Origin of the sequence: Acidovorax sp. GBBC 1281 (assembly GCF_028473645.1) — a bacterium.
GTDB lineage: Bacteria > Pseudomonadota > Gammaproteobacteria > Burkholderiales > Burkholderiaceae_C > Paracidovorax.
On the sequence record NZ_CP097269.1, the window covers coordinates 1,813,652 to 1,838,894 of the forward strand.

At 67.4% G+C, this 25,243-nt stretch carries 22 protein-coding genes, 1 tRNA gene and 1 pseudogene; 4 read left to right on the forward strand and 20 right to left on the reverse strand.

Translation table 11 applies throughout. The features are described 5' to 3' along the window. Positions 1-96 precede the first annotated feature (96 nt). The gene (locus tag M5C96_RS08170; RefSeq protein WP_272568429.1) at positions 97-303 is read left to right on the forward strand and encodes a hypothetical protein; all 207 of its coding nucleotides are present in this window, start codon (positions 97-99) and stop codon (positions 301-303) included. Positions 304-1,105: 802 nt separating this feature from the next. Here the strand turns inward: M5C96_RS08170 and M5C96_RS08180 are convergent. From M5C96_RS08180 to M5C96_RS08250, 15 genes are all read right to left on the reverse strand, one after another. Beyond that, positions 1,106-1,678 (reverse strand): hypothetical protein, encoded by a 573-nt coding sequence (locus M5C96_RS08180; protein ID WP_272568432.1) that lies wholly within the window; start codon positions 1,676-1,678, stop codon positions 1,106-1,108. 25 nt (positions 1,679-1,703) lie between these two features. Continuing rightward, positions 1,704-1,850 carry a hypothetical protein gene (locus tag M5C96_RS08185; protein WP_272568434.1) on the reverse strand — a complete coding sequence of 49 codons (147 nt, stop codon included), beginning with the start codon at positions 1,848-1,850 and terminating at the stop codon, positions 1,704-1,706. 229 nt (positions 1,851-2,079) lie between these two features. Continuing rightward, positions 2,080-2,952: a phage major capsid protein gene (locus tag M5C96_RS08190; protein WP_272568436.1), complete on the reverse strand. Its 873-nt coding sequence runs from the start codon at positions 2,950-2,952 to the stop codon at positions 2,080-2,082. A gap of 56 nt (positions 2,953-3,008) precedes the next feature. Then, positions 3,009-4,103 carry an IS630 family transposase gene (locus tag M5C96_RS08195; RefSeq protein WP_272563777.1) on the reverse strand — a complete coding sequence of 365 codons (1,095 nt, stop codon included), beginning with the start codon at positions 4,101-4,103 and terminating at the stop codon, positions 3,009-3,011. 34 nt (positions 4,104-4,137) lie between these two features. Then, on the reverse strand, positions 4,138-4,374 hold the full coding sequence (locus tag M5C96_RS08200) for a hypothetical protein (protein ID WP_272568437.1): 237 nt from the start codon (positions 4,372-4,374) through the stop codon (positions 4,138-4,140). A gap of 199 nt (positions 4,375-4,573) precedes the next feature. Next, positions 4,574-4,855: a hypothetical protein gene (locus tag M5C96_RS08205; protein ID WP_272568439.1), complete on the reverse strand. Its 282-nt coding sequence runs from the start codon at positions 4,853-4,855 to the stop codon at positions 4,574-4,576. Next, positions 4,842-5,126: a hypothetical protein gene (locus tag M5C96_RS08210; protein WP_272568440.1), complete on the reverse strand. Its 285-nt coding sequence runs from the start codon at positions 5,124-5,126 to the stop codon at positions 4,842-4,844. Before M5C96_RS08210 ends, M5C96_RS08205 begins: the two co-directional genes overlap by 14 nt. Positions 5,127-5,130: 4 nt before the next feature. Next, complete coding sequence (locus M5C96_RS08215) at positions 5,131-5,490, reverse strand: hypothetical protein (RefSeq protein WP_272568442.1); 360 nt, start codon at positions 5,488-5,490, stop codon at positions 5,131-5,133. After that, a complete protein-coding gene (locus tag M5C96_RS08220) occupies positions 5,487-6,902 on the reverse strand; it encodes an AAA family ATPase (RefSeq protein ID WP_272568443.1) in 1,416 nt (471 codons plus the stop codon). The genes M5C96_RS08215 and M5C96_RS08220 overlap by 4 nt, the downstream gene beginning before the upstream one ends. Continuing rightward, a complete protein-coding gene (locus tag M5C96_RS08225) occupies positions 6,899-7,357 on the reverse strand; it encodes a CHC2 zinc finger domain-containing protein (RefSeq protein WP_272568444.1) in 459 nt (152 codons plus the stop codon). Before M5C96_RS08225 ends, M5C96_RS08220 begins: the two co-directional genes overlap by 4 nt. Further along, entirely contained in the window at positions 7,347-8,411 is a 1,065-nt protein-coding gene (locus tag M5C96_RS08230) for a hypothetical protein (RefSeq protein ID WP_272568445.1), read from the reverse strand. Before M5C96_RS08230 ends, M5C96_RS08225 begins: the two co-directional genes overlap by 11 nt. A gap of 291 nt (positions 8,412-8,702) precedes the next feature. After that, complete coding sequence (locus M5C96_RS08235) at positions 8,703-8,891, reverse strand: helix-turn-helix transcriptional regulator (RefSeq protein WP_272568446.1); 189 nt, start codon at positions 8,889-8,891, stop codon at positions 8,703-8,705. A 116-nt stretch (positions 8,892-9,007) separates the two neighbouring features. Next, complete coding sequence (locus tag M5C96_RS08240) at positions 9,008-9,637, reverse strand: hypothetical protein (RefSeq protein ID WP_272568448.1); 630 nt, start codon at positions 9,635-9,637, stop codon at positions 9,008-9,010. 44 nt (positions 9,638-9,681) lie between these two features. Continuing rightward, complete coding sequence (locus tag M5C96_RS08245; RefSeq protein WP_272568450.1) at positions 9,682-10,932, reverse strand: tyrosine-type recombinase/integrase; 1,251 nt, start codon at positions 10,930-10,932, stop codon at positions 9,682-9,684. A 178-nt stretch (positions 10,933-11,110) separates the two neighbouring features. After that, positions 11,111-11,187, reverse strand: a tRNA-Arg gene (locus M5C96_RS08250). Between the two features lie 226 nt (positions 11,188-11,413). On the opposite strand from M5C96_RS08250, the gene ybaL reads away from it, so the two are divergent. Further along, on the forward strand, positions 11,414-13,159 hold the full coding sequence (ybaL, locus tag M5C96_RS08255; RefSeq protein WP_272568451.1) for a YbaL family putative K(+) efflux transporter: 1,746 nt from the start codon (positions 11,414-11,416) through the stop codon (positions 13,157-13,159). Between the two features lie 175 nt (positions 13,160-13,334). Here ybaL and M5C96_RS08260 read toward each other — a convergent pair whose 3' ends face one another. The 3 genes and pseudogenes from M5C96_RS08260 to M5C96_RS08270 form a co-directional block, all read right to left on the reverse strand. Then, positions 13,335-15,224, reverse strand: coding sequence for a M14 family metallopeptidase (locus tag M5C96_RS08260; RefSeq protein ID WP_272568452.1), 1,890 nt, complete (start codon positions 15,222-15,224; stop codon positions 13,335-13,337). A gap of 163 nt (positions 15,225-15,387) precedes the next feature. Beyond that, a pseudogene (locus M5C96_RS08265) lies at positions 15,388-16,462 on the reverse strand (endonuclease/exonuclease/phosphatase family protein). Positions 16,463-16,521: 59 nt separating this feature from the next. Further along, on the reverse strand, positions 16,522-18,366 hold the full coding sequence (locus M5C96_RS08270) for a DEAD/DEAH box helicase (RefSeq protein WP_272568454.1): 1,845 nt from the start codon (positions 18,364-18,366) through the stop codon (positions 16,522-16,524). 401 nt (positions 18,367-18,767) lie between these two features. Between M5C96_RS08270 and ettA the strand changes: the two genes are divergently transcribed. Together ettA and M5C96_RS08280 are read left to right on the forward strand one after the other, a co-directional pair. Next, positions 18,768-20,429, forward strand: coding sequence for an energy-dependent translational throttle protein EttA (ettA, locus tag M5C96_RS08275; RefSeq protein WP_272568457.1), 1,662 nt, complete (start codon positions 18,768-18,770; stop codon positions 20,427-20,429). Between the two features lie 51 nt (positions 20,430-20,480). Beyond that, complete coding sequence (locus M5C96_RS08280) at positions 20,481-22,868, forward strand: DUF1631 family protein (RefSeq protein ID WP_272568459.1); 2,388 nt, start codon at positions 20,481-20,483, stop codon at positions 22,866-22,868. On the opposite strand, the gene M5C96_RS08285 is transcribed toward M5C96_RS08280, so the two are convergent. Together M5C96_RS08285 and M5C96_RS08290 are read right to left on the reverse strand one after the other, a co-directional pair. Beyond that, the gene (locus tag M5C96_RS08285) at positions 22,855-24,234 is read right to left on the reverse strand and encodes a TAXI family TRAP transporter solute-binding subunit (protein ID WP_272568461.1); all 1,380 of its coding nucleotides are present in this window, start codon (positions 24,232-24,234) and stop codon (positions 22,855-22,857) included. The genes M5C96_RS08280 and M5C96_RS08285 overlap by 14 nt on opposite strands. After that, a complete protein-coding gene (locus M5C96_RS08290; RefSeq protein ID WP_272568462.1) occupies positions 24,231-25,241 on the reverse strand; it encodes a P1 family peptidase in 1,011 nt (336 codons plus the stop codon). Before M5C96_RS08290 ends, M5C96_RS08285 begins: the two co-directional genes overlap by 4 nt. Between the last annotated feature and the right edge of the window lie 2 nt (positions 25,242-25,243).

Consider the following 25,243-nt stretch of genomic DNA (forward strand, 5'->3'; position numbering starts at 1 on the left):
CTACGCCGGCCAGCCCGGCCTTCCGACGCGCTGCTCTGCGGTGCGGGCGCCCAATGGCAGCCCCAGACGACGGGTCTGTTTTTGGAGGGTTTCCCCATGTTTTCCAACCCGGCTGTTCCCTCGCCGCTGCGTTTCGGCGAAAGCGTCCCCTCCGCCCAGATGGGGGAATTCGGCGGCTTCGGCCTCCAGTGGCAACAAGGCGATGGCGCCATCGACGGAGACGGCCAGCAGGCCTTCCGCTCTGCTGCATCCGAATACCAATACGGCGACAGCTGCCGTTTCGAAACCCAGGCCCAAGGCTGAAGCCAGGGGGGTTCGACAACGCAAGCGCGATCCGCGTGCAGCGGGGTGGTCGATTCTTCCCTGACCCCGGAGGGGATCGCATTCGGCCCCGCAATCCCCGCCATAGCTGGGGGCTGAACGCCGCAGATCAGGAAATACCGTCAAAAGTACCGACAAAGCAAAAACTGCCTGAGCCCGTGTTACCCGGCCTCTTCGCGTGGCTTCGAGAGCGGGGGACCGGCTGGTACTCGGTATGCTCTGCGCATGTCCGCAAACACCAGCACGTTTCTCACGCCTGAAGAGGTCGCCGAGCTGACCGGTGTGCGAAAAGGATCGGGCGGTCGGCACAGATCTATCTGTCAGAGCGAGCAGCTTTTGCAAATGGGCATCCATCACTACATCAATGCTGTGCATCGTGTGATCGTTCCGCGCGCTGTAGTGGAAGGCCAATCAACAGGGGCAGGGAAGCCGCCGAGCGGGAGTCACTTGCTCAAGCGGAGCGGCATGAACATCGCTGCGATTAGATAGATGTACAGCCAAGCAGCAGCGTTCGCTTTGCTGACACCCGGAAATCAAAACGGATTCAAAGTCTGCTCTGGCGCTCGAGCGGTCATGTCGAAATTCGATTGAAATGCGATCTAGCGCTTGATAAAAAAGCGCTGGCAGCTATTAAAGTCGTAGCGCTTTCGTGCGTGTAGACGGCCGGTCTTTGATTTCCGGCATTTGATTCTTTTCATACAGCCGGGTTTTTTCTGCGCGTGGGAAACAGGGCGGTATCCGGGGAAACGGGTTTTTAACTTTTCCCCCGCCCCCCCAATGGCCATCAATTACCGCCGACCTCACCGATCTGCGTCAGGGCTACAGTGTCCAGCGCCAGCTTCGCAGCCAGAGCGCGGCGCACGGCATCAAGAGCGGTAGCTGGAGCAAACTGCCCGTGTGATGAATAGAGCGGCACCCCGTCAGTACCTGCCCAGTTGCCACTGGCGCCTAGAACCGCAGTAAATAGGTGTCGCCGTTCATTTCCACCCCGCCAGACGGGGATGTCGCTAAAAACTACTGCACTGGTTAGTTCGCCATCGGCCTCCATGACCTTCACGAAGTCGAGCGTGATCGGTCCGAGATGGCTAGTCATTTCAATGCGGTCTAGCCGTCCCGCATCGCCCCGGTCAGGAAAAGAAACCCCGAACTCCTTGAGCAATGGATCTGCTGCAATGAGGAGCTGCGTGAATCTTTCTTGGCGGTCATTTGCCCAACTAATCCAGGTGCCGAATCCGCCTTCGACTTTCTTCTGTGCTGCGTGTTGTGCTGTTGTAGTCATGATTGCCTCTTTCGCGCCAACATTGGCGCCCCAATGTAGCGTGAGAATAATCGACACGTCGTTGTAGTGGCTGCGCACCGCCTTGCCCAGATTTCAAATCTGATTAAGCCGAAAGGCGGATGCCGCCGATGCGCTCGATCTCCTGCAGCAGCCCCTGCAGGTCGCGGGCGGGGTCGAACGGCACCACCTCACCGGATTCGGTGCGCAGGCCATCGATGAAGTGGCACCGGGCACAAGCGCTGGCATGCACTGCCGATGCAACGGGGTCTCCTTGAAATTAGGAGACCCCATGCCCCGGATTGGCCATTTTTGAATTTCATTTTTCGCGGGCGTGAAAATTTGACGAACAGGTCGGTTTCCGGGGGAAAGGCGCCCAACTTTCGACCCACCCCCCCCCGGCAATGTCCGAACATCACGCGAGCAACAAAAAGCCCGCCAGGCGTTGCCACCGGGCGGGCGTGTGAGGCTCTGCGGTCTGGTCAAGGTGCCGCGAAGGCTCCAATCACCAGCAGATCAGGACGGTTGACGGTTAGGGCCACGCGCTCCTCGGCCAAGATTGCCACCAAGTTGCGAGTGAAAAAGTCCGCGTGCTGGGTGGCAATCTCGACGGTGGCCTGCATGCGGTCATAGAGGCGAGCGGCGCGGGTGAAGTCGCCTACCATGAACTCGGCCGGGCCCATGGCATCCGTCACAACAGCAGGCACACGCCAAACCGTAGCACCGCCGTTGGCATCGGTCACCGCATACGTGAACAGGTAGCGCCCTTGGCTGTCCTTCTCCAGCTCCAGCCGCTCCAGGCCCTGGGGGTTGATGACGATACCAGAGGCTACGCCCCGCGCCAGCTGCACCTGGGTGATAGCGCGGCGCAAGGTGTCGTTGGGCGTGTCGCCAGCCTGGGCCCGGTTGTAGGCGCTGGCCACGGTCATCAGGCCCAGCATGTTGGCGCCGGTGCCGTTGCCCTTGAGCAGCTGCGCGTCCTCGGCCAGCTTGAGCGCGTCGCGCAGTTCGAGGTCGATGTAGTCGCCCAGCATGGTCGCGTCGTCCAGCGCTTGGCGCGAAGCCGGCACCCAGCATGCAATGGTCTTCACGGCCGCGGATTCCAGCGTGAAGTTCAGGGCCAACTCGGCTTTCTGGTCCCCTTCGACTGCCTGAATCGCCGCGACGCCGGTACGCGTGCCGCGCAGGTACTCGATGGCGCTGGCCGACGTGGGCCGGGTCACCAGCAGATCACGCACGGACGTGGGCCGGTACATCACGCCGTAGATCTCGGTGTCACGATCAGTAGTGGGGTGCATGTTCCCGGAGGTAATGGCCGCAGCGTTGGGGCCACCATGGAACGTTGGCAGGGACATGCGCACACTCTTGGTGCGGCCGCTGCGCAGGTTCTCCAGGTCCGTGTCGCTGTCGGCTAGTGTCCTGTCCCGTTAATTCGCCCGCATAGTCTGGCGAGTTTTTCGAGGATGGAGTCTGCTGTAGCTGTCCAAGTAAACGGCTGGCAGGACTGGTTGTAATTCGCGATGAATGTGTCGATCTTGTTGATCAGATCCTTCACGCTGGTGAACGAGCCACGGCGGATTGCCCGCGTGGTGATGATCGAGAAGAAGCGCTCGACCTGATTGAGCCAGCTTGAATAGGTCGGAACGAAGTGCATGTGCCAGCGAGGCCGCTCGGCCAACCAAGCGCGCACCTTTGGATGCTTGTGGCTGGCGTAGTTATCAGCTATGCAGTGCACATCCAGTTCGTCGGGCACTGCCTTGTCGATGGCGCGCAGGAAGGCAAGGAACTCTTGATGACGATGCCGGGGCCGGCACTGCGCGATCACTTGGCCATTCATCACGTTCAGGGCCGCGAACAAGGTGGTGGTGCCGTGGCGCACGTAGTCGTGCGTGACACCTTCGACATAGCCAAACCCCATTGGCAGCATCGGCTGCGTACGCTCCAAAGCTTGGCATTGGCTCTTCTCGTCCACGCACAGCACCAGCGCGTTGTCAGGTGGGTTCAGGTACAGCCCCACAACGTCGCGCAGCTTCTCGATGAACAGCGGATCGGTCGACAGCTTGAAGCTGTCGGCCCGGTGCGGCTTGAGGTTGAAGGTCTGCAGATAGCGCGCCACCGTGCTCTTGCTGATGCCCGTATCGGCGGCCAGCGTGCGGGTGCTCCAGTGGGTACCCCCATCAGCAGGCTTGGTGTGCAACGTCTTGGTAATCAACTCAGCAACACGCTCGTCATCTACCGTGCGGGGGCGACCCGGGCGCAACTCGTCGTAAAGCCCTGCAATGCGATGGCGCGCATAGCGCCCGCGCCACTTGGTGACAGTGCTACGACTGATCCCCAGAGCCTGCGCAACCGCGGTGCTGGCTTTATCTGTGCCTTCGCAAGTCAGCACGATGCGCGCCCTGAGCGACAACGCCGCTGGCAGCGAACGTGATCGCGCCATGGACGTCAGTTCCGCGCGCTCCACTTCACTAAGCGCAATTTCTGTTCGGGTCGTTGCATTGGGCATGGCGGCACCTCAAGGATGGCCCGAAACCATGCAGCTATCGTGCCTGCGAATTAACGGGACAGGACACTAGCACCTGAGCGCTGACAGCCTGCGGGGGACGCATCGAACCCGGACCCACGCCGTTCGTCTCCAGCTTGGCCATCACCTGTTCCATTTGCTGGAGGTTGGCTTGGAGACCATCGAGCCGGTTGTCGATGCCGCTGCGGTGCTCTTTCACCTGAGCGCCCACGGCCTCGATGGCTTCGACAACCGCACGGGGTGCGTCGGGCATTGCGGCCCGGACAGATGCATGCACACCGGACTGCAGGAGGGTGCGAGGGATGATGGGGAGATCTTGACGGAGGGACATTGGTAGTCTTTCTGAGTGAAAGACCAATGGTCTGAGGACAGCCCCCTTTCTCCAATCCGACAGCGTGCGGGCCGGTGCGGGTCAATGCCGGTATCGACGTTCGACCTGCAGGCGAATCGCGCTACAGGGTCTCTTCCCGCGAGCGCTCCACCCAGGCGGCCAGATCTTCCAGCCGGTAGCTCTTGGAATAGCCCCCCAGTGGCCGATTGAAGTAGGCCGGGCCGCCGCCTGCCGACCGCATGTTGCGCAGGCTGCCAGGTGCATAGCCGATCAGCTCCCCGGCGTCAGCTTCGTTCACGCGGCTGTCGGCGGTGATGAACATCGCACGATCGGCCGCGGCTCGCAGAAAGCACGCGGTGGTGCGTGCGATGCGCTCATTCAGATCGGTATCAGTGACTGCCATGGGCGTGCGGCTGCGTAACGGTGGCCAGGACGAGACGGGCGCCTTCGGCCTCCAGGCCGATCAAGCTGATACGGTTGGCTCCGGTGCGGTCAACGACCGTCTCGATACCGATGCGGCCACCGCCGGCGAGCAGTGCATCAAGCGCATCGAGCCGGGCCTGAGGCAGGGTTTGCAGCATCTCGCTGAGCACTTCGGAGTTCGCGCGCAGCAAGGCGGCGCACTTGGGGCCGAAGTCAGCGCTGCAGGGTGTGATGGATTGGTTCGTGTTCATGGATTCAGTTCGGAGTTGGGTTGGAGTTGGACGCGTTGCTGCCGGGGTACTGGCCGCGCAGGTGCTGCAGCAGGTCGGCGCGCAGGTGCAGGGGGGTGCTCAGCACGTCGCGGCGCATCTGCTCGCGGGCGGCTGGGGAGTCCTTCCAGCGGTCGCAGACGTGCATGGCTGCGCGCATCAGGTCGGATGTGAGCTGGGACGACTCCAGCACCAGGCGGATCAGCTCGGGCTTGTGCTGCAAGACCTGGGCGCGCTGGGCTGGTGTCAGCACGCCAGCGGGCACGGTCAGTGTGGTGCCGTCAGGCGTGCATTCCAGATCGATGCCGCAGGCCAGCAGCTCGGCGAGGATGGATTGAGCGGTCATAGGACCTCCCTGGGACGCAGCGCGGATGTGTCAGCTTCTTCCGAAGGGAGCGCCGAAGGGTGTGAAGAGTGTGAAGGGAGCGCGTTTTCAAAACGTGCGCCCTTCGTGCGCTCTTCGCCCGAAGGTGGCGGTTTTCCCCCAAAGGTGGCGAAGGTGGCGGTTTCTGGAAACGTGCAATCTTCTGCCACCTTCGCGCCACCTTCGCCCGAAGGGAGCGCAGAAGAGTGCGAAGAGTGCGTGTTTTCAAAACTTGCTCCCTTCACACCCTTCGTGCTCTCTTCGGCAGAGGAGAGCGCCCATTGCCAGCCCCCATCCATGCCTGTCTTGCGCTTTTCAATGCCCAGCTTGATCGAGGCACGCTTGATCTGATCGCGGGAATATCCGGCTCCGTCAGCATCTTTGAAGATTGCCTTGGCGGTCATCGGCCCATCGGCAAGCAGGCTCCGAAGAAACCCGGCGACGTCCTGCGCTTCACCGTCCTGCTCTTCGTTCGGGTCGGTCAGCAGATCCCGCGCGCTGCCTTCCACCGCCTTGCCCCACGCAATGCGCGACGCCTGAATGTCGGGCAGCGGCTCGCACTGCTCCAGGTGGTAGGCGAACCCGCCATTGTCCGGGCCGATGTTGGACTTGCCACGGGCCAGGATGCGGGCATCCTCCCCTTGCTCGTCTTTCACCTTGGCGGCCACCAGCACCACGCGGGCAACGGCGGTGAAGGCGACGCTGCCCACCACGCGCTGCGCCGGGTCGGTGCCTTGACCGCCCTTGGCAAAGTGGGTGATGCCCAGCACCGCGCAGTCGCAGGCGGCGGCCAGGTTCACCAGCGGCTGCAGCGCTCGGCGCACCTCGGTGTTCTTGTGGCTGTCGCCCGTCACGGCAGACACCACCGGGTCGATCACCAGCAGGCGGATGCCGCCGATGCGCTCGATCTCCTGCAGCAGCCCCTGCAGGTCGCGGGCGGGGTCGAACGGCACCACCTCACCGGATTCGGTGCGCAGGCCATCGATGAAGTGGCACCGGGCCGGCTCAGCCCCTGCCGCCAGCAGGCGGGGCAGCAGTGTGTCGGCAGCGTCATCCTCTCCGCTCCAGATCAGGATGTTGCCGGCCTCGCACGCGCTCTTGTCGGGCCAGCGCCCGCCAATGGTCACCGTGGCAGCCATGGTCAGGGCCAGCGTGGTTTTCCCCTGGCCAGGTGCACCGGCCAGGATGTGCAGCTTGCCGAGTGCCAGCCAGAGCGGCCACAGCCAGCGGATGGGCTCGGGCCGCAGATCGCTTCCGCAGGTGAGCACCACCTGGGCGCCCGGCGACATCGGCGGCGCGACCTCTCGCCACTCGTCCAGCGGTGGGAACGTGGGCGGGTGCCGCTCAATGTCGGCATCCACGGCGGCGAAGGCCGCCTCGGTTCGGGCGTTCATGCATACACCTCCGCAATCCGAAGCACGCGGCCTGCGGCCTGCATGAGCCGGGAACGATCGTCCTGCGACAGCACTACCCCTTGCGCCACGTTGCCCGCAGCCGTGGCGACCAGGTTGACTTCGCGCAGCAGCACCTCCAGCGCCTGGCGCGGGGTGAACGGCGCCGACGCCGTGGGTGCAGGCTTGCCATCCTCGATCCAGGCGCCCAGCTCCTTGGCCGCCTGGATGAACTCCAGGCCGGCCATGGCCATGTGGTACGCCAGCACGTCGCCACCACGGGCGCCGCAGCCGGCCATGCACACGAAAGCCCCACTGTCGAGGTTCACGCGCATAGAATCGCTGCCGCCGTGAAACGTGCAGGCGGTAGTGCGCCATTTGCCCCGGCCTTCCAGCTTGAGCCCCCGCTCCTCGTAGAAAGCCTGCGGGTCGGGCAGGTGGGAGCGTTCAAACCCCATGGTTCACCTCCCGCGCTGCGCGCTTGGCGGCTCGGGCCTGACGCATGCGTTCGGCGAACTCTGCCTTGCGCTCGTCGCGTTCCTGGCACCAGGTCTCATGCCGCTGCTGGTTCTGCACAATCTGCGCCTCCAGCCACTTCGGATTCATCTGCCGCGCGCCCAGCTCGATCATCGTCGTGAGGGCGTCGATGAAGCCGGCGGCCACGTTGGACTGGGTGGCTTTGTCATAGTTTCCGAAGCCCCCGTTGCAGCGCTGCAGTGCCTCGTGGAGCATCACATCAAGGCGCAGCTTCTCCGTCCTGTGCTTGCGGTAGAACTGCACCACCTCTCCCGCCATCTGCATACCCAGCGCCCGTCCTTCATAGTAGGGCAGCGCCGGCACGTCGAAAAGCACGCTACGCCAGGTCTTCTTCTTGGAGCCTGCCTCCCGCACCACGCCATACGAAAACGACAGCTCGGACAGCTCGCGCTGCTCGCCGCTGGGCAGCGTCACCGTCCGCGCTCGCTGGTCAGCATCGCGGCGCTTTTTCATGACTGCATCGATGTGCGCCGCGATGCTGCTCAGCTCGGTATCGGCAATCCGTTGGCCCAGGCCGTCGCAGATGTGCCCGCCCACCAGCACAGCGTAACGCTGTAGCTTGCCCATCAGGATCTGGCCAGCATTCCATTGCCACTCACACACGGCAGGATCGATGCGAAGCTGAATCTCGCGCAGCGCGCCGAATGCCTCATCGCTCTTGTTGGTCACGAACCGGGCAATCTCGCGGCCGGTATCGGGAGAGGCGTAGCCGATGAAGGTCGCATCGTCTTTCAGCCAGTCGAAGCCCGCTTCCTGGGCTCGGGTGATGCGGTTGCCGTTGAACTTCGCGCCATCGGGGCGCAGGGTCAGCACGATCAGGGAGGTGCTGACACGTTCCGTCACGGGGGCTTGCTGCATGCCGGGCAGAGCGTTGAGGACTTCAGCGCAGCGCGGGTTTGTCAGGGAAAGCCCCTGGACGACGGAGTGAGAGGTGGTGGTTTGCGCAGACGTGCGCGTGCAGACGGTATCAGCCATGAGTGGCCTCCAAGGACTTCGGTTTGCAAAAACCGTCGCTCCTGAGACCAATCAGGGGCGGCAGCTCGACAGGTTGGTCTACCGGGAAGTCCTTGCGGAACCGGCCGGGCTTGCGCCCGCCTGTCGAGCCGCCAAAAAATGGGGGCACGAATGACAAAGCCGCAGACCCTGCGGGGAAACTGCGGCTTTCGTCGCAGGACTTCTTCGGGAGACCAATCCCGATCACGCCTTTTTTTGACGTGACGAATGGAGTATAGCGACGATGTGAGATTACGCAAGACATGTCGCGCCTCACTTTCCGGCCTGGGAATCGCGCCAAGCAATCAGCGCATCGCCAGGAATGACGGTGCAGCGAGCCGAGAGGCGGATGGGCTGTGGGAAGTCGGGCCGGGACTTGATCCAGCGCCAGAGGGTTGCTGTTCCGATGCCCAGCAGCTCAGCGGCTTGCTTGGGGCGGTAAGACTGGGCATGTGATGCCATTTGATCGCTCCATTTGACCCGCGTTGAATCGAATGCGGGAATGGAGTGACTGTCTTTCTTAAGACTGTATTGGTCATCGCAACTACAGTCAGTTGGACTGCAATTGCAGTCCGTAACTACCTTTGGAGCAAGCGCTTTGCCTCGGCGAACTTGCGAGCCAGACTGCTTTCGCTGATGCCGTCCGTGTCACCGTAGTTATCGACCAGTTCCCGAATGATCGACGTGTCATCGTCTCGTCCGGGGCGTGGGCTCTTCAGTAACTCCAACATGGCGCCGACCAGTCGCAAGTAAGCATTCCGCTCTCTCTGGCCCATCTTCTGCTCGCTTCTGGCAGGCGTAGCTGCCGGCTCTTTCCCGAAGCACTGCTGCATCGCCTCTACTGCAACAGCAGGTACACGCACGTCCTGCCGCTGCACCACAACCGCAGTCTCGAACCACAGCAGATCACCTTCTTCCATAGGCTGCTGAGCCGAGTGCATAACCTCTGTCTCACCGGTCTGCCAAACCTCTGCGATGTTTTGCGGGTAAAGCATGGCCAGGGTCCAAGGAAGGCCGCGCGCTTTCGTGACCAATCCCTCACCTATGACGAATCGCCACCGTGAAACAGTGGTAGATCGGGGCGGCGCCGCGCGCAGGGTGAGGTTGAGCCGCAACGCCGTATCAAACAGCATTGATTCGGTCCACGGCCTGCCGGTCGAGGTTGTCAGCTCAGCGAGCGCTTCAGGGACGGTATACAGCTTGAGCATCGGTTATCCCATAGTGGTCGCGCAGAAAATCGCCCATGCAGCCATTATTTCGCCCCGCTTTTGAATTGGATGACATCGGCACCCCTGCGCAGCGTGTCGAGGTAGTCCGCCCAGGTGCGCATGAGCTGGCGCCGCTGCTCCATGTACTCGGCCCGGTCGTATGCCGCTCCCAGCGGACCGCTCTTGCCGTGGGCCAGTTGGGCCTCGATCACATCGGCATGCATGCCCGGGAGCTGTTCGATCAACAGGGTTCGAGCCATTGCGCGGAAACCATGGGCTGTCATCTCATCCCCCGTGTAGCCAAGCCGGCGCAGGGCGGTGTTCACCGTGTTCTCACTCATGGGGCGCTCGCCCGTCAGCAGGCTGGGGAATACGTATTTGCTGCGGCCAGTGAGCGGCTGCAGTGCCTGCAGAACTTCCAGGGCTTGCGGCGCCAGTGGCACGAGGTGCGGGCGGCCATTGAGCTTCTGCATCTTTGTGCGCTTCATGCTCATGGACGGGATCACCAGCATGGCGCGGTCAAAGTTGATCCACGCCCACTCCATCTGCCGTATGTTGCCGGGGCGTTGGAAGAGGAGGGCGGACAACTGCAGTGCGGCCTTCGTGGTGGGCTGACCTGCATAGGTGTCGAAGGCGCGGAGCAGTTCACCAGCCTTGGCGGGTTCCAACACGGCGGCCATGTGTTTGACGGTGATGGGTTGCAGTGCGCCCTGCAGATCCGCAACAGGGTTGCGCTCGCAGCGCCCGGTCTGGATGCCGTAGCGAAACACCTGGCCGGCGGTCTGGCGCAGGGTGTGGGCAGACTCCTTTGCGCCGCGTTTTTCCACTCTCCGCAGCTGTGCCAGCAACATGGGCGCGGTGATGTCCGGCAGGAGCATGCGGCCCACGGACGGGAACAGATCCTTTGTCATGAGCCGCAGCCACTTCTCGGCGTAGGTGTCGCTCCATCCGCTCTTCTTGACGCCGTGAAACTCCCGTGCGACGGCTTCAAAGGTGTTTTCAGCCGATGTGGCCAGTGCCACTTTCTGGGCTTGCTTGACGACGCCAGGGTCGATGCTGTCTGCGAGCTGCTGGCGTGCTTCCTCTCGTCGCCTCCGGGCCTGGGCGAGCGTGACGGAGGGGTAGACGCCCAGCGCCAGCGTCTTGCGCTTCCCGGCGAAGCGGTAGTCCATGCGCCAGTACTTGCCCGAGTCCTTGACGTGCAGATACAGCCCATAGCCATCGGCATGCTTTGACCCTGCAGCCTTGCCTAGCGTTGGCTTGATGGTCTTCACGAAGGTGTCGGTCAGCGGCATGTCGGAGTCGGTTTGACGGTATCTGGTGTGACAAGGCGTCGAGATACCGTCAAAAATACCGGCAAACTGGTGGTATGTCCAGAGGTCAAATGGGATGACCCGAGACAAAAGGCACTCAGACTACCCTTGGGAATGTGCTGATGATGAGGCTATCTGAGATCATCTGAAAGCCTATCAATGGCCTGCCCGGAGGGACTCGAACCCCCGACCTATTGCTTAGAAGGCAATTGCTCTATCCGGTTGAGCTACGGGCAGACGGAAAAAGAAAAAAGACGCGGGGCCTTCAGGCCCTGCAGCACGGGCCAGACGCCGTGTGGCACATCGGGACGATGGCAGGCGGGTCCGTGCGAGGCGTGAATGATACCTGCCTGCCGGGGCCTCCCCGGTCTTTTTGGCCCTTGGCGTTTTGCGGCAACCGGGGGCTTGCGGGTATAACGCAAGGGCAGGCGCCCATCGGGTGCGCCCGCTCCCCAATCACCCCATGCCGCACAGCCTCTCACTCATCAACACCATTGCCGCGGCGCTGGGTCTGGCGCTCGTGCTGGGCTTCATCGCGACCCGGATCCGCCTGCCGGCCCTGGTGGGCTATCTGCTCGCGGGCGTGGTGATCGGCCCCTTCACCCCGGGTTTCGTGGCCGATGGCGAGATGGCCAGCCAGTTGGCGGAGATCGGGGTGATGCTGCTGATGTTCGGCGTGGGGCTGCATTTTTCGCTGGGCGACCTGCTGGCGGTGCGAAAGATCGCCGTGCCCGGGGCGCTGGTGCAGATGGCGGTGGCCACGCTGCTGGGCATGGGCCTGGCGCTGTGGTGGGGCTGGGGCGTGGGCGGGGCACTGGTGTTCGGCCTGGCCCTGTCGGTGGCCAGCACGGTGGTGCTCTTGCGGGCGCTGGAGACGCTGGGCATCCTGGATTCGTACACCGGCCGCATCGCCGTCGGGTGGCTGGTGGTGGAGGACCTGGCCATGGTGCTGGTCCTGGTGCTGCTGCCACCGCTGGCGCAGTGGCTGAACGGCACTGCCGGGGCGGGCAGCACGGGCGAGCTGTGGAAGACGCTGGGCTGGACCATCGCGCAGGTGGGCGGCTTCGTCGCGCTGATGCTGGTGGTGGGGCGGCGGGTGTTCCCGTGGATCCTCTGGCAGGTGGCGCGCACCGGCTCGCGCGAGCTGTTCACGCTGTGCGTGGTGGCGGCGGCGGTGGGCATCGCCTTCGGCTCCGCCGCGCTCTTCGGCGTGTCGTTCGCGCTGGGGGCGTTCTTCGCCGGCATGGTGATGCGCGAGTCGGAGTTCAGCCACCGCGCCGCCCAGGAGTCGCTGCCGCTGCGCGATGCGTTCGCGGTGCTGTTCTTCGTGTCCGTGGGCATGCTGTTCAACCCGTGGGTGCTGGTGGAGCGCCCCTTCCAGGTGCTGGCCGTGGTGGCCATCATCATTTTGGGCAAGACGCTCGCGGCGGCGGCCCTGGTGCTGGCCTTCCGCTACCCGCTGAACACGGCGCTCACGGTGTCGGCCAGCCTCGCGCAGATCGGCGAGTTCTCGTTCATCCTGGTGGGCCTGGGCGCCTCGCTGGGGCTGCTGCCGCCGGAAGGGGCCAGCCTGGTGCTGGCCGGTGCGCTCATCTCGATCGCGGTCAACCCGCTGCTGTTCCATGCCATCGCCCCGCTGCAGGAGTGGCTGCGCGCCCGCTCGGCCCTGGCGCGCCGGCTGGAGCAGCGCGACGACCCGCTGGCGGAGCTGCCCCTGAGCACGCACCGCCGGTACCTCGCGCGCCAGGTGGTGCTGGTCGGCTACGGCCGCGTGGGGCGGCGCATCGCGGCGGCGCTGTCGGAGAGCGACATTCCCTTCGTCGTGGCCGAGCAGAACCGCGACCTGGTGGAGACGTTGCGCAACGGCGGCATGGCGGCGGTCTACGGCGACGCGGTGGAGCCGGCCGTGCTGATCCAGGCGCACATCGCCCGGGCGCACATGCTGGTGATCGCCACGCCGAACACGCTGGACGTGCGCCAGATCATCGCGACGGCGCGCACGCTCAACCCGGAGATCGAAACCGTGGTCCGCAGCCACAACGAGGCCGAGGCTCGGCTACTGGAGCAGGAAGAGGGCGTGGCCAAGGTGTTCCTCGGCGAGGAGGCGCTGGCCGCGGCGATGACCTCGCATGTCCTGGGCCGCGCCGGCGAGCGCCAGGCCGAGGCGACGGCGCCGGGTGCGCTGGAGGAGCGGCACGCTTCGGTTTGAGCCGAATCGGGCTCCAAGGCATGATTGACTAGGGCATATTGCTACTATTTTTGCAGCAATATGCAGGGGCATTGGCGCGCCCCATCCCGTCTGTCCGTCGGTCCGTCTGTCCGGCAGGTCGTCTGCAGGCTGGCCGGCGCCGTGGCGCTGGCCCCGCGCCTGTCTTTCCCCGGCTTCAGTCGGCCTCTTCGAACACCAGCGACGGCGTGGCCATGACCCGGGCCGTGTCGCCCAGCGCCGGGATCAGGTGGTTGGCGAAGTAGCTGTTCTGCGTGTCGGGCTCCAGCGCGGCGACGGCCAGGTTGGCCAGGGGCTGGTTCAGCGGCACGTAGTAGCTGCCTTCGGGCACGTCGATGGCGGTGCGCACGGTGGTCACGCGCACGCGGGTGATGTCCTGCTGGCCGGCGATGGTGCCGCGCACGTCCTGGCGCACGCCCTCCTCGCGGCCGGTTTCCTGGTAGCTGTCGCTCAGGAGCGAACCCGGCTCGGCCACGCGCATGACCTGCAGCCCGAGCAGCTTGAGCCGCTCGGCCGCCTGGCCCGCCGTGGGCGAGAGCCAGTAGCCGCAGGGCCGGGGGCGCGATGCAACGGTGCGCAATTCGAGCGACGAGTTCCAGTCCACGCGCACGGTGCGGTCCGCGCCCGTCGCGGGGTCGAGCATGACGAGGTCGCGCTGCGTGGCGGTCGGCCCCGCCTCGATGGCGACCTGGCCGCGGCAGGCCTGCGCCGCGGTGTCGCGCACCACGAACGAGCGCACCTGCTCCAGGTTGCCGGCCCGCTCGGCCGTGCTGCGCAGCGCGCTGGACAGCGCGGTCACCTGGGCGTGCACGCGACGTTGGATGTCCAGGCGCCCGATGCCCACGCCGCGCGTTTCCACCAGCAGGCTGACCGCGTTCTTGAGGCCGTTCACGTTGCGGCCCGTGTCGGGCTGCGTGCCGCCCATCGACACGCGGCGGTCCTGCGGATCGGTGGAGGTGGTGTAGTACCACTCGCTGGTCAAGCCCTGGCCCTGCAGCGCGGCTGCCATGGGCTGGTGGTACCACTCGCGCGCCGCCTTGGTGAGGAACTCGGGCACGTTGGCTGTGGTGGCGTACTGCAGCAGCGCGTCGTACTTCTGGATGGCGCCGAACTTCTCCAGGAAGCGGCCGGCGACGGTGTATTCGTGCGCATCGAGCACGGCGATGGGACGGTAGTCCCGCGTGAGCCGCGCCAGGGCCTGGGCCTCGGGCGTGTTCAGCAGCAGGTGGTCGCGGTTCATGTCCGTGCCGTTGGCCGTGGCGCGGGTGCCGGCCTCGGCGCCGTCCGGGTTGGCGCGCGGCACCACGACCACGTTGATGCGGTCCAGCAGCGGCTCCAGCAGGCCCTGCGAGAGTTCGCGCGCCATCACCAGCAGGGCTTCGCCGCCGGCGGGCTCGTCGCCGTGCTGCTGCCCGATGAGCAGCACCGTGGGCTTGCCGCTCGCATCCAGGCTGGCCACGTCGGTGTTGGGCGCGTGCGTGAGCACCAGGGCCTGCAGGGGCGTGCCGCGCTGGGACATGCCCAGGTCCAGCACCGTGGCCTTGGTGGCGCCCTGCGGGGTGGCGGCGAGCTGCCGCAGCCACTGGGCGGCCTCGGCATTGGTGGTGAAGGCACGGCGCCCGTCGGCCAGGCCGGGGGTGTCGTAGTGCACGGCCGGCGCGGGGAAGCGGGCGGCGACCGCCGCGCTGTAGGGCAGGTCGGCCGGTGGCGCGGCCGCAGCGGGCGGCGTGGCGCCGGGCGCGGGCTCCGCGCTGGGAATGATGGGGGTGGACAGCACCGGCGAGGTGACGACCTCGGCGCGCTGCGTGCCCAGTGGCGGCGGCACCACGCGCGCGGTCTGAGGGCGGGGCGCCGCGGGCACCGTGGCCTGGGGCGGCGCGGAGGAGGGCCAGGGCGGCAGCGGGGTGCTGCTGCATGCCGCCAGCAGGGCCGAGGCGAGGACCGTGCTGCAAGTCCACAAGGTGCGCGCTTTCCAAGGCTCCGCGCCGGCAGGGCTGGCCAGGGGAGGCGATGAAAGGGCACGTCGGTGGGGAATGGGCTGTTTCATGGTCTGTGGGTCCGGCCAAGGGGGCTGCAATGGGGGCTGCGATGGGGCTGCGCCGATGTTACCCGGCGTTGCAGACCGGGCCTGTCGGCCAAACACGCGGCTCTGCCGGGTTTTCGCGCAGGGCCCGCGGCGGCGCGGCCGGGCTGCGCGCGGCGGGCGCCGGTCAGGCCGCAGGTGGCACGGCGGGGGGCGTGGGCCTCGTGGGCGCGGGGGCGGGCATCGGCAGGCGCAGCAAGGCGCGGACGAAGCCGTGGTCGGAGCGCGTGCGGTCGCGCCCCTCGTGCAGGTGGTCGTTGAAGTAATCGACCCGCCGCACGTCGCCGGTGTTCGCGCCCGACCGGGCGTTGGGCACGAACTCCTCGCTGACCAGGATCTGGTCCAGCACCGCGGGCATGCCTTGGTGGATGTGCGAGTAGGCCACGTCCTTTTTCAGGGCGGCGTCGCCCTGCACTTCGTAGGCGTTGTACAGGGCCACGTCGCGCGCGCTGCGGTCGTAGGCGACTTCGGTGGTCGCGCAGATGAGCTGCGTGGTCACGCTGTCGGGCGTGTCGTTGAAGTCGCCCAGCAGCACCAGCGGCACGTCGGTGCGCTGCAGCAGGTCCACGACCAGGCAGCGCAGCGCCGCCGCCTCCACGCCGCGCATGATGAGGGGGCGCAGCGAAGCCAGGGCCGCGACCTTGCGGTCGTCGCGGTCCTCCAGCGGCTGCCCGAGGGCGTCGAGCAGGAACTTGGGGCGTTTGGATTTGAGGTGCGCCGTGACCACGTTCACCGTCTGGCCGTGCTTCATGCGCAGGGTGGCCAGCAGCGGCGGGCGTTCGAACCGGTGGTGCGTTCCCAGGCCCGGAACATCGACCGCCAGCGCGGGCGGAAACTCCGCTATCGAGCGCAGCGATTCGACGCCGCAGCCGCGTGGCGATGCCCACGCGCGGCGTGCCCTGGGCGCCGTGCGAGGCGCCGGTGTTCTCGGCGCCGGGCACGCTCACGAAGTCGTAGCGCAGGCCGCTGCGGCCGATGGCCGTCTGCAGCGCCTGTTCGTCCCACACCTCCTGCACGGCCAGCACATCGGCATTCAGCGCGCGCAGGCGCCCGCCGAGCCAATCGACCTTGCGTTCGAATTCGGCCTGGGTGTAGGCGTCCTGGTTGGGATAGAACACCCGCCCGGGCAGGGCGAGGTTCAGGGTATTGCAGGTGGACACCAGCAAGGTGTCCATGGGCCGCGCGGGATCGGCAGGGCGCATGCGTTCCTCAGGATCGGGGCGCGGGCCGGCTGCGGCCGTGCACGGGCGGGGCCGGTGCTTCAGCGGCCGTAGCCGCCACCGCCACCACCCCGGGGGCCGCCACGCGAGCCGCCACCGGAATTACCGCGGTTGCCGCCACCGCCGTAGCCGCCACCACCACCGCCGCCACCGCTGCGGTAGCCACCGCCACCGCGGCGGCCGGAGCCGGCCATGCTGTCCACGCTCGTGCGCATGGGGTCGGGCTGGCCGCCGCCGGCACCGGCATGGCGGGGGGCGCCGAGATGGCCGCCCGTCTGGGTACCCAGGTGCGCGTTCTCACGGCGTGGCTGGCCGTCGTCGAAGCGGTTGCCACCGCCACCACCGCCGCCGTTGCCACCGCCGTAGCCGCCAGCACCGGCATTGCCGCCGCCGGGGCCGCGGCCGCCACGTCCGGCCGCCTGCGCGCCGGGACCGCGGGGATTGCCGCCAGGGCCGCCGGCACGCGGACCGTTTCCGCCGCGCCCGCGGGGAGCGCCGTTGCCGCCGCCTTCGCCGGCCGCGGCGCGGGGGCCGCCGCCGGAGCGTGCGCCGCCGCCTGCGGGCTTGCCGCTCCGGTCGCCGCCGCCACCGCCCTGCGTGGCCTTGTTGGTGCGGATGCGGTCCATCATTTCACTGCGGGCGGCCTTGGCGGCGGCATGCATGACTTCGCGGCTCGGGGGCTTGCCCGCGCCGCCCCAGATGGTCTGGCGGCCCATGGCGATGGGCTCGGCCTTCTCGCCAGGCTCGGGGCCGAAGCCGTCGAGGATCTGGACCGGGATATCCTGCTTGGTGAAGCGCTCGATCTCCATCATGAAACCCTCTTCGTCCATGCAGACCAGGCTCACGGCCTGGCCGCTGGCGCCCGCGCGGCCGGTGCGGCCGATGCGGTGCACGTAGTCTTCCGACACGTTGGGGATTTCGTAGTTGACGACGTGCGGCAGCTCATCGATGTCGATGCCGCGGGCCGCGATGTCGGTGGCCACCAGCGCACGGATGTCGCCGCTCTTGAAGCCGGCCAGGGCCTGCGTGCGGGCGCTCTGGCTCTTGTTGCCGTGCAGCGCCATGGCGTTGACGCCGTTCTTGGTGAGGAACTCGGCCACGTTGTTGGCGCCGAACTTGGTGCGGGTGAACACCAGCACCTGGCTCCAGTCGTGCTCCTGGATGATGTGCAGCAGCACCTGCTTCTTCTTGCCGCGGCCCACGGGGTGGATCACCTGCGTGATGCGCTGCACCGTGGTGTTGCGCGGCGTGACCTGGATGCTCTGCGGGTTCTTGAGCAGCGTGTTGGCCAGCTCGCGGATCTCGTCGCTGAACGTGGCGGAGAACAGCAGGCTCTGCTTGTCCTTGGGCACCAGGGCGAGAATCTTCTTCACGTCGTGGATGAAACCCATGTCCAGCATGCGGTCGGCTTCGTCCAGCACCAGGATCTCGACCGTGGACAGGTCCAGGAAGCCCTGCTGCTGCAGGTCCAGCAGGCGGCCGGGGGTGGCGACCAGCACGTCCACGCCGCGCTTGATGCGGTCGATCTGCGGGTTCATGCCCACGCCGCCGAAGACGACGGTGGACGAGATGTCGACGTACTTGCCGTAGTCGCGCACGGATTCCTCGACCTGGGCGGCGAGTTCGCGCGTGGGCGTGAGCACCAGGGCGCGAACGCCCTTGCCGCCGAACTTGCTCTTGGGGGCCGTGCCTTGCGAGAGGCGGTGCAGCATGGGCAGGGTGAAGGCGGCGGTCTTGCCGGTGCCGGTCTGTGCGCCGGCGAGCAGATCGTGGCCCTCGAGCACGGCAGGGATGGCCTGTGCCTGGATGGGGGTCGGGGTTTCGTAACCCTGTTCGTGCACGGCCTTCAGAATGGCTGGGGCCAGATTCAGTTCGTCAAAGTTCATTCAAGGAAACGCCCTGTCCGGGCGCTGGGGGCATCGGCCTGTCGCAGGACCCATGTCGGGGCTGCGGCCAGTCAAGGCAGATGGGATTCACGAATGGGAGCCAGAACACCGCATGGCGGCTTCGTCGTCCCCAGCAGGTTGCTGAGGCCACCGATCACTGGAGCCGGTGGCTGGGCGCTATTGTGGCACGAGATGCCCGCCGGCGGCCGGGGCTTTACGCAGGCGGCGCGGGCGGGCCGCCCCTGGGGCAAACTGTCGCGCGCGGGCACCGCGTTGCGGGGTTGCCGAAAGCGCCGGCGCCAAAGCATCCGATAATCCGCCTGAACGCGCTTTTCCGGCAGGCCTCCCCGGCCGCTCGTGCACCCCCGGCAGCGCAGCCCCCATTTAAGGAAAGAAAGCCAATGGCCCAATACGTGTATTCGATGAACCGCGTCAGCAAGACCGTGCCGCCGAAGCGGCAGATCTTGAAAGACATCTCCCTGTCGTTCTTCCCAGGCGCCAAGATTGGCGTGCTCGGCCTGAACGGCTCGGGCAAATCCACGCTGCTCAAGATCATGGCCGGCGTGGACAAGGAAATCGAAGGCGAAGCCATTCCGATGCCGGGCCTGACCATCGGCTACCTGGAGCAGGAGCCCAAGCTCAATCCCGAGCACACCGTGCGCGAGAGCGTGGAAGAGTCGATGGGCGCGGTGTTCGCGGCCAAGGCGCGCCTGGAGGAGGTCTATGTGGCCTACGGCGCCGAAGACGCCGACTTCGACGCCCTGGCGGCCGAGCAGGCCCAGCTGGAGGCGATCATCGCCACGGCCGGCACCGACTCCGAGCACCAGCTGGAGATCGCCGCCGACGCCCTGCGCCTGCCCGCCTGGGACGCCAAGATTGGCCTGCTGTCCGGTGGCGAAAAGCGCCGCGTGGCCCTGTGCCGCCTGCTGCTGTCCAAGCCCGACATGCTGCTGCTCGACGAGCCCACCAACCACTTGGATGCCGAGTCGGTCGAGTGGCTGGAAGTGTTCCTCAAGCGCTTTTCCGGCACCGTCGTGGCCATCACCCACGATCGCTACTTCCTCGACAACGCCGCCGAATGGATCCTGGAACTGGACCGCGGCCGCGGCATTCCATGGAAGGGCAACTACAGCACCTGGCTGGAGCAAAAGGGCGACCGCCTGGCGCAGGAGCAAAAGAGCGAAGAGGCCCACGCGAAGGCCCTGAAGAAAGAGCTGGAATGGTCGCGCCAGAACCCCAAGGCCCGCCAGGCCAAGAGCAAGTCGCGCCTGGCCCGCTTCGAGGAGCTGAGCGATTTCGAATACCAGCGCCGCAACGAAACGCAGGAAATCTTCATCCCCGTGGCCGAGCGCCTGGGCCAGCAGGTGTTCGAGTTCCATAACGTCAGCAAGTCCTTCGGCGACCGCGTGCTGATCGACGACCTGAGCTTCAGCGTTCCCCCGGGCGCCATCGTGGGCATCATCGGCCCCAACGGCGCCGGCAAGTCCACGCTGTTCAAGCTGCTGGCCGGCCGCGAGCAGCCGGACAGCGGCCAGGTGGTGGTGGGCTCCACCGTCAAGATGGCGTTCGTGGACCAGCACCGCGACGAGCTGGGCAACGACAAGACCGTGTGGGAAGACATCTCCGGCGGCCTGGACATCCTGAACGTCGGCAAGTTCCAGATGGCCAGCCGCGCCTATGCGGGCCGCTTCAACTTCAACGGCTCGGACCAGCAAAAGAAGGTCGGCAGCCTCTCGGGCGGCGAACGTGGGCGCCTGCACCTGGCCAAGACGCTGATCGCGGGCGGCAACGTCCTGCTGCTGGACGAGCCCTCCAACGACCTGGACGTGGAAACCCTCCGCGCCCTGGAAGACGCGCTGCTGGAATACGCCGGCACCGTGCTGGTGATCAGCCATGACCGCTGGTTCCTGGACCGGATCGCCACGCACATCCTGGCCGCGGAAGGCGACAGCCAGTGGGTGTTCTTTGACGGAAACTATCAGGAATACGAAGCCGACAAGAAAAAACGCCTGGGCGAAGAGGGCGCAAAGCCCAAGCGCATGCGTTACAAGGCACTCAAGTAAGCAACAACCCGTTAGGATCGTCGCTGCTGCCGCTTTTCCTCGCCCGCCACCATGTCCCTGCCCGCGTCCCGGTCCAGAACGGTCTTTCGTGCCTGCGTCGTCAACGCGGTGCGGCAGGGCGAGGCGTTGATGGGACGGCTGACCAGCGTGACCCAGGGGGCGCTGGCCAGCGATGAGTCCACCGAGCGCAACATCCAGCAGCGCACGCTGCTGGCCGATGCGCTGCGGCTGATCAAGCAGCACGAGGACGCCCTGGCCAAGGCCTACCCCATGGCCTTGCTGGAGGTGTTCGCCGAGGGCCCCTCCAACCCGCGCGCCCGTCCGGGCGACGAAACGGGCATGGACTTCGGCGAGCTGTCGCTCATGGACGAGTCCGAGGTGCTGGCCCAGGTCGAGCTGTCGCGGGCCCAGCAGATCGCGGTGCACGCCACCGAGGCCACGCTGGCCGAGCTCAACACCCTGGTCAGCTCCGCGCAGGGCCTGCAGCGCGTGCAGCCCGAGCGCAATCCCCTGCGCCCCGAGAACTACATCCGCGCCCTGCAGCAGGTGGTGGGCGAAACGGGCGTGTCCGCCGAGGTCCGCCAGGTGTGGATGGCCCACATGCGCAAGGTGCTGGGCGACGAACTCGTCTCCGTCTACAAAACCGCCGCCCAGAGCCTTCGCGACAACGGCATCGCCCCGGTGGGCTACGCGGTGGCGGGGCAGGCGGGCCAATCAGCGGGGCGTGCCACCGGCTACGGCGGCGCGTATCCCAGCAGCCACGGCGGCGGCTACGGCGGCCCCGTGAGCAGCTACGGCGCGCCTCATCCCAGCGCATACCCCAGCCAGTACGGCATGCCCGGTGGTATGGGCGTGGGTGGCGGCCCGGCCTCGCTGGGCATGCCGCTCGCCGCCGAGGCCGAGGAAGCCCTGCTGACCGTGGGCATGCTGCGCCAGATGCTCGCCAGTTCCGGCGATGCCTTCGCCTACGGCATGGCGCCCGTCGCCGCGTTCGGCGGCGTGCCCTCACAGCCGGCCGCCTGGACCGAGGCCCGCGGCGGAGGCCCTGCCAGCTCGCAGATGGGCGCTGGGGGCTCGGACTACTTCGCGCCCAGCTCCGCGGCGGCCGCCGAGGCGATGGAAGACATCGCCCAGCTGGAGCGCCTCGTGGGCCGGCTGGCCGGCAGCCAGCCCGCGGCGCTGGGGGCCTGGAGCGGCGCTGCGGCCGTCGCGGCCCCGGCGACGGTCGCCGCCCCCGCGCCGCCCTCGCCATCGCGCACGGCCACCGAGGTGGTGAGCCGCATGATGGACAACATCGCGCAGGACCAGCGGTTGCCCCCGCCCATCCAGCGGGCCGTGCAGAACCTGCGGCCCGCCATCAAGCAGCTGGTGCGGCACGACCGGCGGTTCTTCACCGACGAAAAGCACCCCGCGCGCCGTCTGCTGGACGAGCTGACGCAGCGCGCGCTGGACTTCGAATCCGATGCCGACCCCCGTTTCGACCGCTTCATGCGGCTCGTGGACGAGGCGGTGAGCCACCTGGCCACCAGCGAAAGCCAGGACGCCGACACCTTCGCCACGGTGCTGACGGCGCTCGAATCGGCCTGGGCGTCGCAGGAGCGCCAGTTGCGCGAGGCCCAGGAGGCCGAGCGGCAGGCCGCCCTGCGCGTGCAGCAGCGCGAGGCCCTGTCCAAGCGCATCGCGGCCGACATCCGCGCGCTGGCGGGGGCGGACCAGGTGCCCCGAGACATTCTCGATTTCGCCGCCGGCCCCTGGGCCGACGTGGTGGCGCTCGCGCAGATGGACGACCCCGGCAGTGCCGATGGCGACCCCGGCGGCTACCTCGCCCTGGTGCCCGAGCTGTTCTGGATCGCCCAGCCCGAGGTGGCTGCGGCCGAGCCCGAGCGGCTGGGCCGCACCGTCACGCGCATGCTCGGCACCGTGCGCCAGGGCCTGGACAGCGTGGGCCATGCCGAGGCCATGGCAGGCGCCGTGCTCGAGCGCATCGCCGGCCTGCACCAGGCCGCGATGGAGCGTGCCGCCAGCCTGGCCTTGCAGCCGGCCGGTGCGTCCGCCGAGGAGCCGGACGGCATGGAGACCATCGTGCCGCCGGAATCGCTCTATGGCTCGCTGCACGAACCCGGCGTGGCCGACGAGGGCGGCGATGCCGCCGCCAGCGGCGCCGAGGCCACCAACGACTTTCCTTTGGGCAGCTGGGTCGAGCTGATCTCCAACCAGCGCGCCGTGCACACGCAACTGACCTGGTCGAGTCCGCACCACACGCTGTTCCTGTTCACCGCGGCCGACGGCAGCACGCAGTCGATGACGCGCCGCATGCGCGACAAGCTGATGGCCGAAGGGGCGTTGCGGGTGCTGCCCGGCCCACCGCCCGCGGTGGCGGCTGCCCACGGCCGCGCGCAGCGCGGCAAGGGCGCCGGCAAGCCCGTCAGGCCGCGCTAGCCGGCGCGCCGCCCGGCGCCGCGCGCAGCTTCTTGCGCACCAGTTGGATGTGGTTGCGCAGCGCGTACAGCTCGTCGGCATACGACAGCGGCACGCTCACCTTTTCCACTTGCGCCTCCAGCCGGTCCAGGGCCTCGTGCAGCGCCTGGGGCGCGGATTGTCCGGCGTCCATTTCGTCCTCGATCTCGCGCAGGCGACCGTACCAGCGGAACACGCGCGAGCGCACGCGGAACTGGTAGAGCGGCGGCACCACGCGCGACATCGGCAGCATGGCGGCCAGCAGGATGCCCAGCACCAGCCACATGCGCTCGATCAGGTTGGCCATCCAGAAGGGCAGGTAGCGCTGCAGCAGCGGCGCGGGCTCGTTGATGGCGCGCTCGCCCTCGGCGGCGATGGGCAGCTCGCTATGGCGGGTGCTCGGAAACTCGCGAGCCCGGTTGAACCAGCCGGCGCTGCCGTGCAGGGACTGCGCGTTCTGCGCGAACAGCTGCAGCAGCGTCGGGTGCGTGCCCTCGCGCGCCAGCAGCGACGTGGTGGAGGCCACCAGCCGCACATCGGCATGCGGCACGTTGCCGGCCAGGTCCACCACGCCGCGGGGCAGCGTGACGGGCGTGAGGAACGGAAAGCGCCGCCCGTAGGCCTCGTGCTGCGGAAAGTCCATGAGCCGCACGCCCGGCGTCTGCAGCAGCATCTGCACCATGAGCGACTGCGGCGCCGAGGCGAACACCAGCGCATCGAGCCGGCCCGCGAGGAATTCCACCGTGGCCGGCGTCTGCCCCAGCTCGGACAGCCGCAGCGCGCGGGGCTCCATGCGGTTGGCCTCCAGCAGCTTTTCCATCAGCGTGGGCACGCCGCTGCCCGCGGTGCCCACGTTCACGCGCAGGCCGCGCAGCTGCGCCAGGCTGTCGAGCCGGCCGCTTTTGACCACGCGGCGCGCGGCCTCGGTGCGGTAGAAGATCCACACCGGTTCCACGAACAGGCTGCCCAGCGATTCCAGGGCGTCGGCGTCTTCGGGCCGCAGTTCGCCGGTGCCGCCCTGCACGAAGGCCAGGTCGGCCTCGCCGCTGCGCAGCAACTGCAGGTTGGCGGACGAGCCTTCCGTCTCGCGCAGGACGACCTCGATGCCGTCGGCCGCCAGCGCCTTCTGGTAGCGCTGGCCGAAGTCCGCATAGGCGCTCTGCGCGGGCCCGGTGGCCAGGGTGACACGCTTCGGGGGCGCGGGCTGCAGCCACCAGTAGGCCAGCACCAGCAGCCCCACCGCCAGGAAGGCGAGCGGACCGGCCGACAGGATCAGGTCGCGCAGGTTCAGCAGCGCCGTGTGCACCCGTCGCGTGACGGTGCGGGAGCGAGCGGCGAAGGCGTTCATCGGCCGAGGTCCGCCGCGCTCGGCAGGTACAGGCCTTCGTGGGTGGTGAGGGACTGCGCGGCCTGCACGGCGCGCAGCGTGGCGCGGGCCACGGCCTCGGCCGCCATGGTGGTCAGCACCAGCATGCCCGCGTGGCGGCCCGTGGCGCCGGTGGCCAGGGTGAATAGCGTGTCGCCGTCCAATTGGGTGTGTACGGGGTTGATGCTGCGCGCCAACCCGTCGTGGCCCGACACCGCCAGGCGGTGGGCCTGGGCCTTGGTCAGCACCGCGTCGGTGGCGATCACGCCGATGGTGGTGTTGGTGCCGGGCAGCACGGGCTCGGGCGGCACGCCGCCCAGCAGCGCGCGCCGCGTGTCCATCAGCCGCTGGCCGTCTTCCGAGCGTGCGCCGGCCACGGGCCGGGCGGTGTGCGGGTCGATCACGTCGCCCACGGCGTTGCAGGCGATGAGCGCGCCCACGGTGATGCCGTCCAGCGACACCGAGGCCGTGCCGATGCCGCCCTTCATCGCGCGCCCGATGCCGAAGAGCTTGCCCACCGCGGCCCCGGTGCCCGCGCCCACGTTGCCTTCGGCCGGATCGTCGCGCGACGCGGCGGCGCAGGCGGCATAGCCGGCCGCGGCGTCGGGGCGGATGCGCATGTCGCCCACCAGCAGGTCGAACAGCACGGCCGCCGGCACGATGGGCAGGCGGCCCACGGCCACGTCCAGGCCCACGCCGCGCTCCTCCAGCCAGCGCACGGCGCCGGTGGCGGCCTCCAGGCCCCAGGCGCTGCCGCCCGCGAGCACGACGGCATGCACCTTCTCGACCAGGTTGGAGGGCGCGAGCAGGTCGGTTTCGCGCGTGCCCGGCGCGGCGCCGCGCACGTCGACGCCGCCTACGGCGCCCTCGCGCGCGAGGATGGCAGTGCAGCCCGTGGGGCGGCGGGCGTCGGTGTAGTGGCCGACCTCGATGCCCGCCACGCGGGTAATGCTGCCAGCGTCGCTGGCCGAACGGGTTGCTGCGGTCATAT

What these genes read in the sequence shown, in the direction of transcription:
- M5C96_RS08195 (WP_272563777.1), bottom strand. Translation starts at nt 4,103, where the DNA reads ATGCCCAATGCAACGACCCGAACAGAAATTGCGCTTAGTGAAGTGGAG.
- M5C96_RS08235 (WP_272568446.1), bottom strand. Translation starts at nt 8,891, where the DNA reads ATGGCATCACATGCCCAGTCTTACCGCCCCAAGCAAGCCGCTGAGCTG.
- ybaL (WP_272568451.1), top strand. Translation starts at nt 11,414, where the DNA reads ATGCCGCACAGCCTCTCACTCATCAACACCATTGCCGCGGCGCTGGGT.
- ettA (WP_272568457.1), top strand. Translation starts at nt 18,768, where the DNA reads ATGGCCCAATACGTGTATTCGATGAACCGCGTCAGCAAGACCGTGCCG.
- M5C96_RS08225 (WP_272568444.1), bottom strand. Translation starts at nt 7,357, where the DNA reads ATGGGGTTTGAACGCTCCCACCTGCCCGACCCGCAGGCTTTCTACGAG.
- M5C96_RS08230 (WP_272568445.1), bottom strand. Translation starts at nt 8,411, where the DNA reads ATGGCTGATACCGTCTGCACGCGCACGTCTGCGCAAACCACCACCTCT.
- M5C96_RS08200 (WP_272568437.1), bottom strand. Translation starts at nt 4,374, where the DNA reads ATGCCCGACGCACCCCGTGCGGTTGTCGAAGCCATCGAGGCCGTGGGC.
- M5C96_RS08190 (WP_272568436.1), bottom strand. Translation starts at nt 2,952, where the DNA reads ATGTCCCTGCCAACGTTCCATGGTGGCCCCAACGCTGCGGCCATTACC.
- M5C96_RS08215 (WP_272568442.1), bottom strand. Translation starts at nt 5,490, where the DNA reads ATGACCGCTCAATCCATCCTCGCCGAGCTGCTGGCCTGCGGCATCGAT.
- M5C96_RS08205 (WP_272568439.1), bottom strand. Translation starts at nt 4,855, where the DNA reads ATGGCAGTCACTGATACCGATCTGAATGAGCGCATCGCACGCACCACC.
- M5C96_RS08290 (WP_272568462.1), bottom strand. Translation starts at nt 25,241, where the DNA reads ATGACCGCAGCAACCCGTTCGGCCAGCGACGCTGGCAGCATTACCCGC.
- M5C96_RS08280 (WP_272568459.1), top strand. Translation starts at nt 20,481, where the DNA reads ATGTCCCTGCCCGCGTCCCGGTCCAGAACGGTCTTTCGTGCCTGCGTC.
- M5C96_RS08285 (WP_272568461.1), bottom strand. Translation starts at nt 24,234, where the DNA reads ATGAACGCCTTCGCCGCTCGCTCCCGCACCGTCACGCGACGGGTGCAC.
- M5C96_RS08210 (WP_272568440.1), bottom strand. Translation starts at nt 5,126, where the DNA reads ATGAACACGAACCAATCCATCACACCCTGCAGCGCTGACTTCGGCCCC.
- M5C96_RS08220 (WP_272568443.1), bottom strand. Translation starts at nt 6,902, where the DNA reads ATGAACGCCCGAACCGAGGCGGCCTTCGCCGCCGTGGATGCCGACATT.
- M5C96_RS08240 (WP_272568448.1), bottom strand. Translation starts at nt 9,637, where the DNA reads ATGCTCAAGCTGTATACCGTCCCTGAAGCGCTCGCTGAGCTGACAACC.
- M5C96_RS08245 (WP_272568450.1), bottom strand. Translation starts at nt 10,932, where the DNA reads ATGCCGCTGACCGACACCTTCGTGAAGACCATCAAGCCAACGCTAGGC.
- M5C96_RS08270 (WP_272568454.1), bottom strand. Translation starts at nt 18,366, where the DNA reads ATGAACTTTGACGAACTGAATCTGGCCCCAGCCATTCTGAAGGCCGTG.
- M5C96_RS08260 (WP_272568452.1), bottom strand. Translation starts at nt 15,224, where the DNA reads ATGAAACAGCCCATTCCCCACCGACGTGCCCTTTCATCGCCTCCCCTG.
- M5C96_RS08170 (WP_272568429.1), top strand. Translation starts at nt 97, where the DNA reads ATGTTTTCCAACCCGGCTGTTCCCTCGCCGCTGCGTTTCGGCGAAAGC.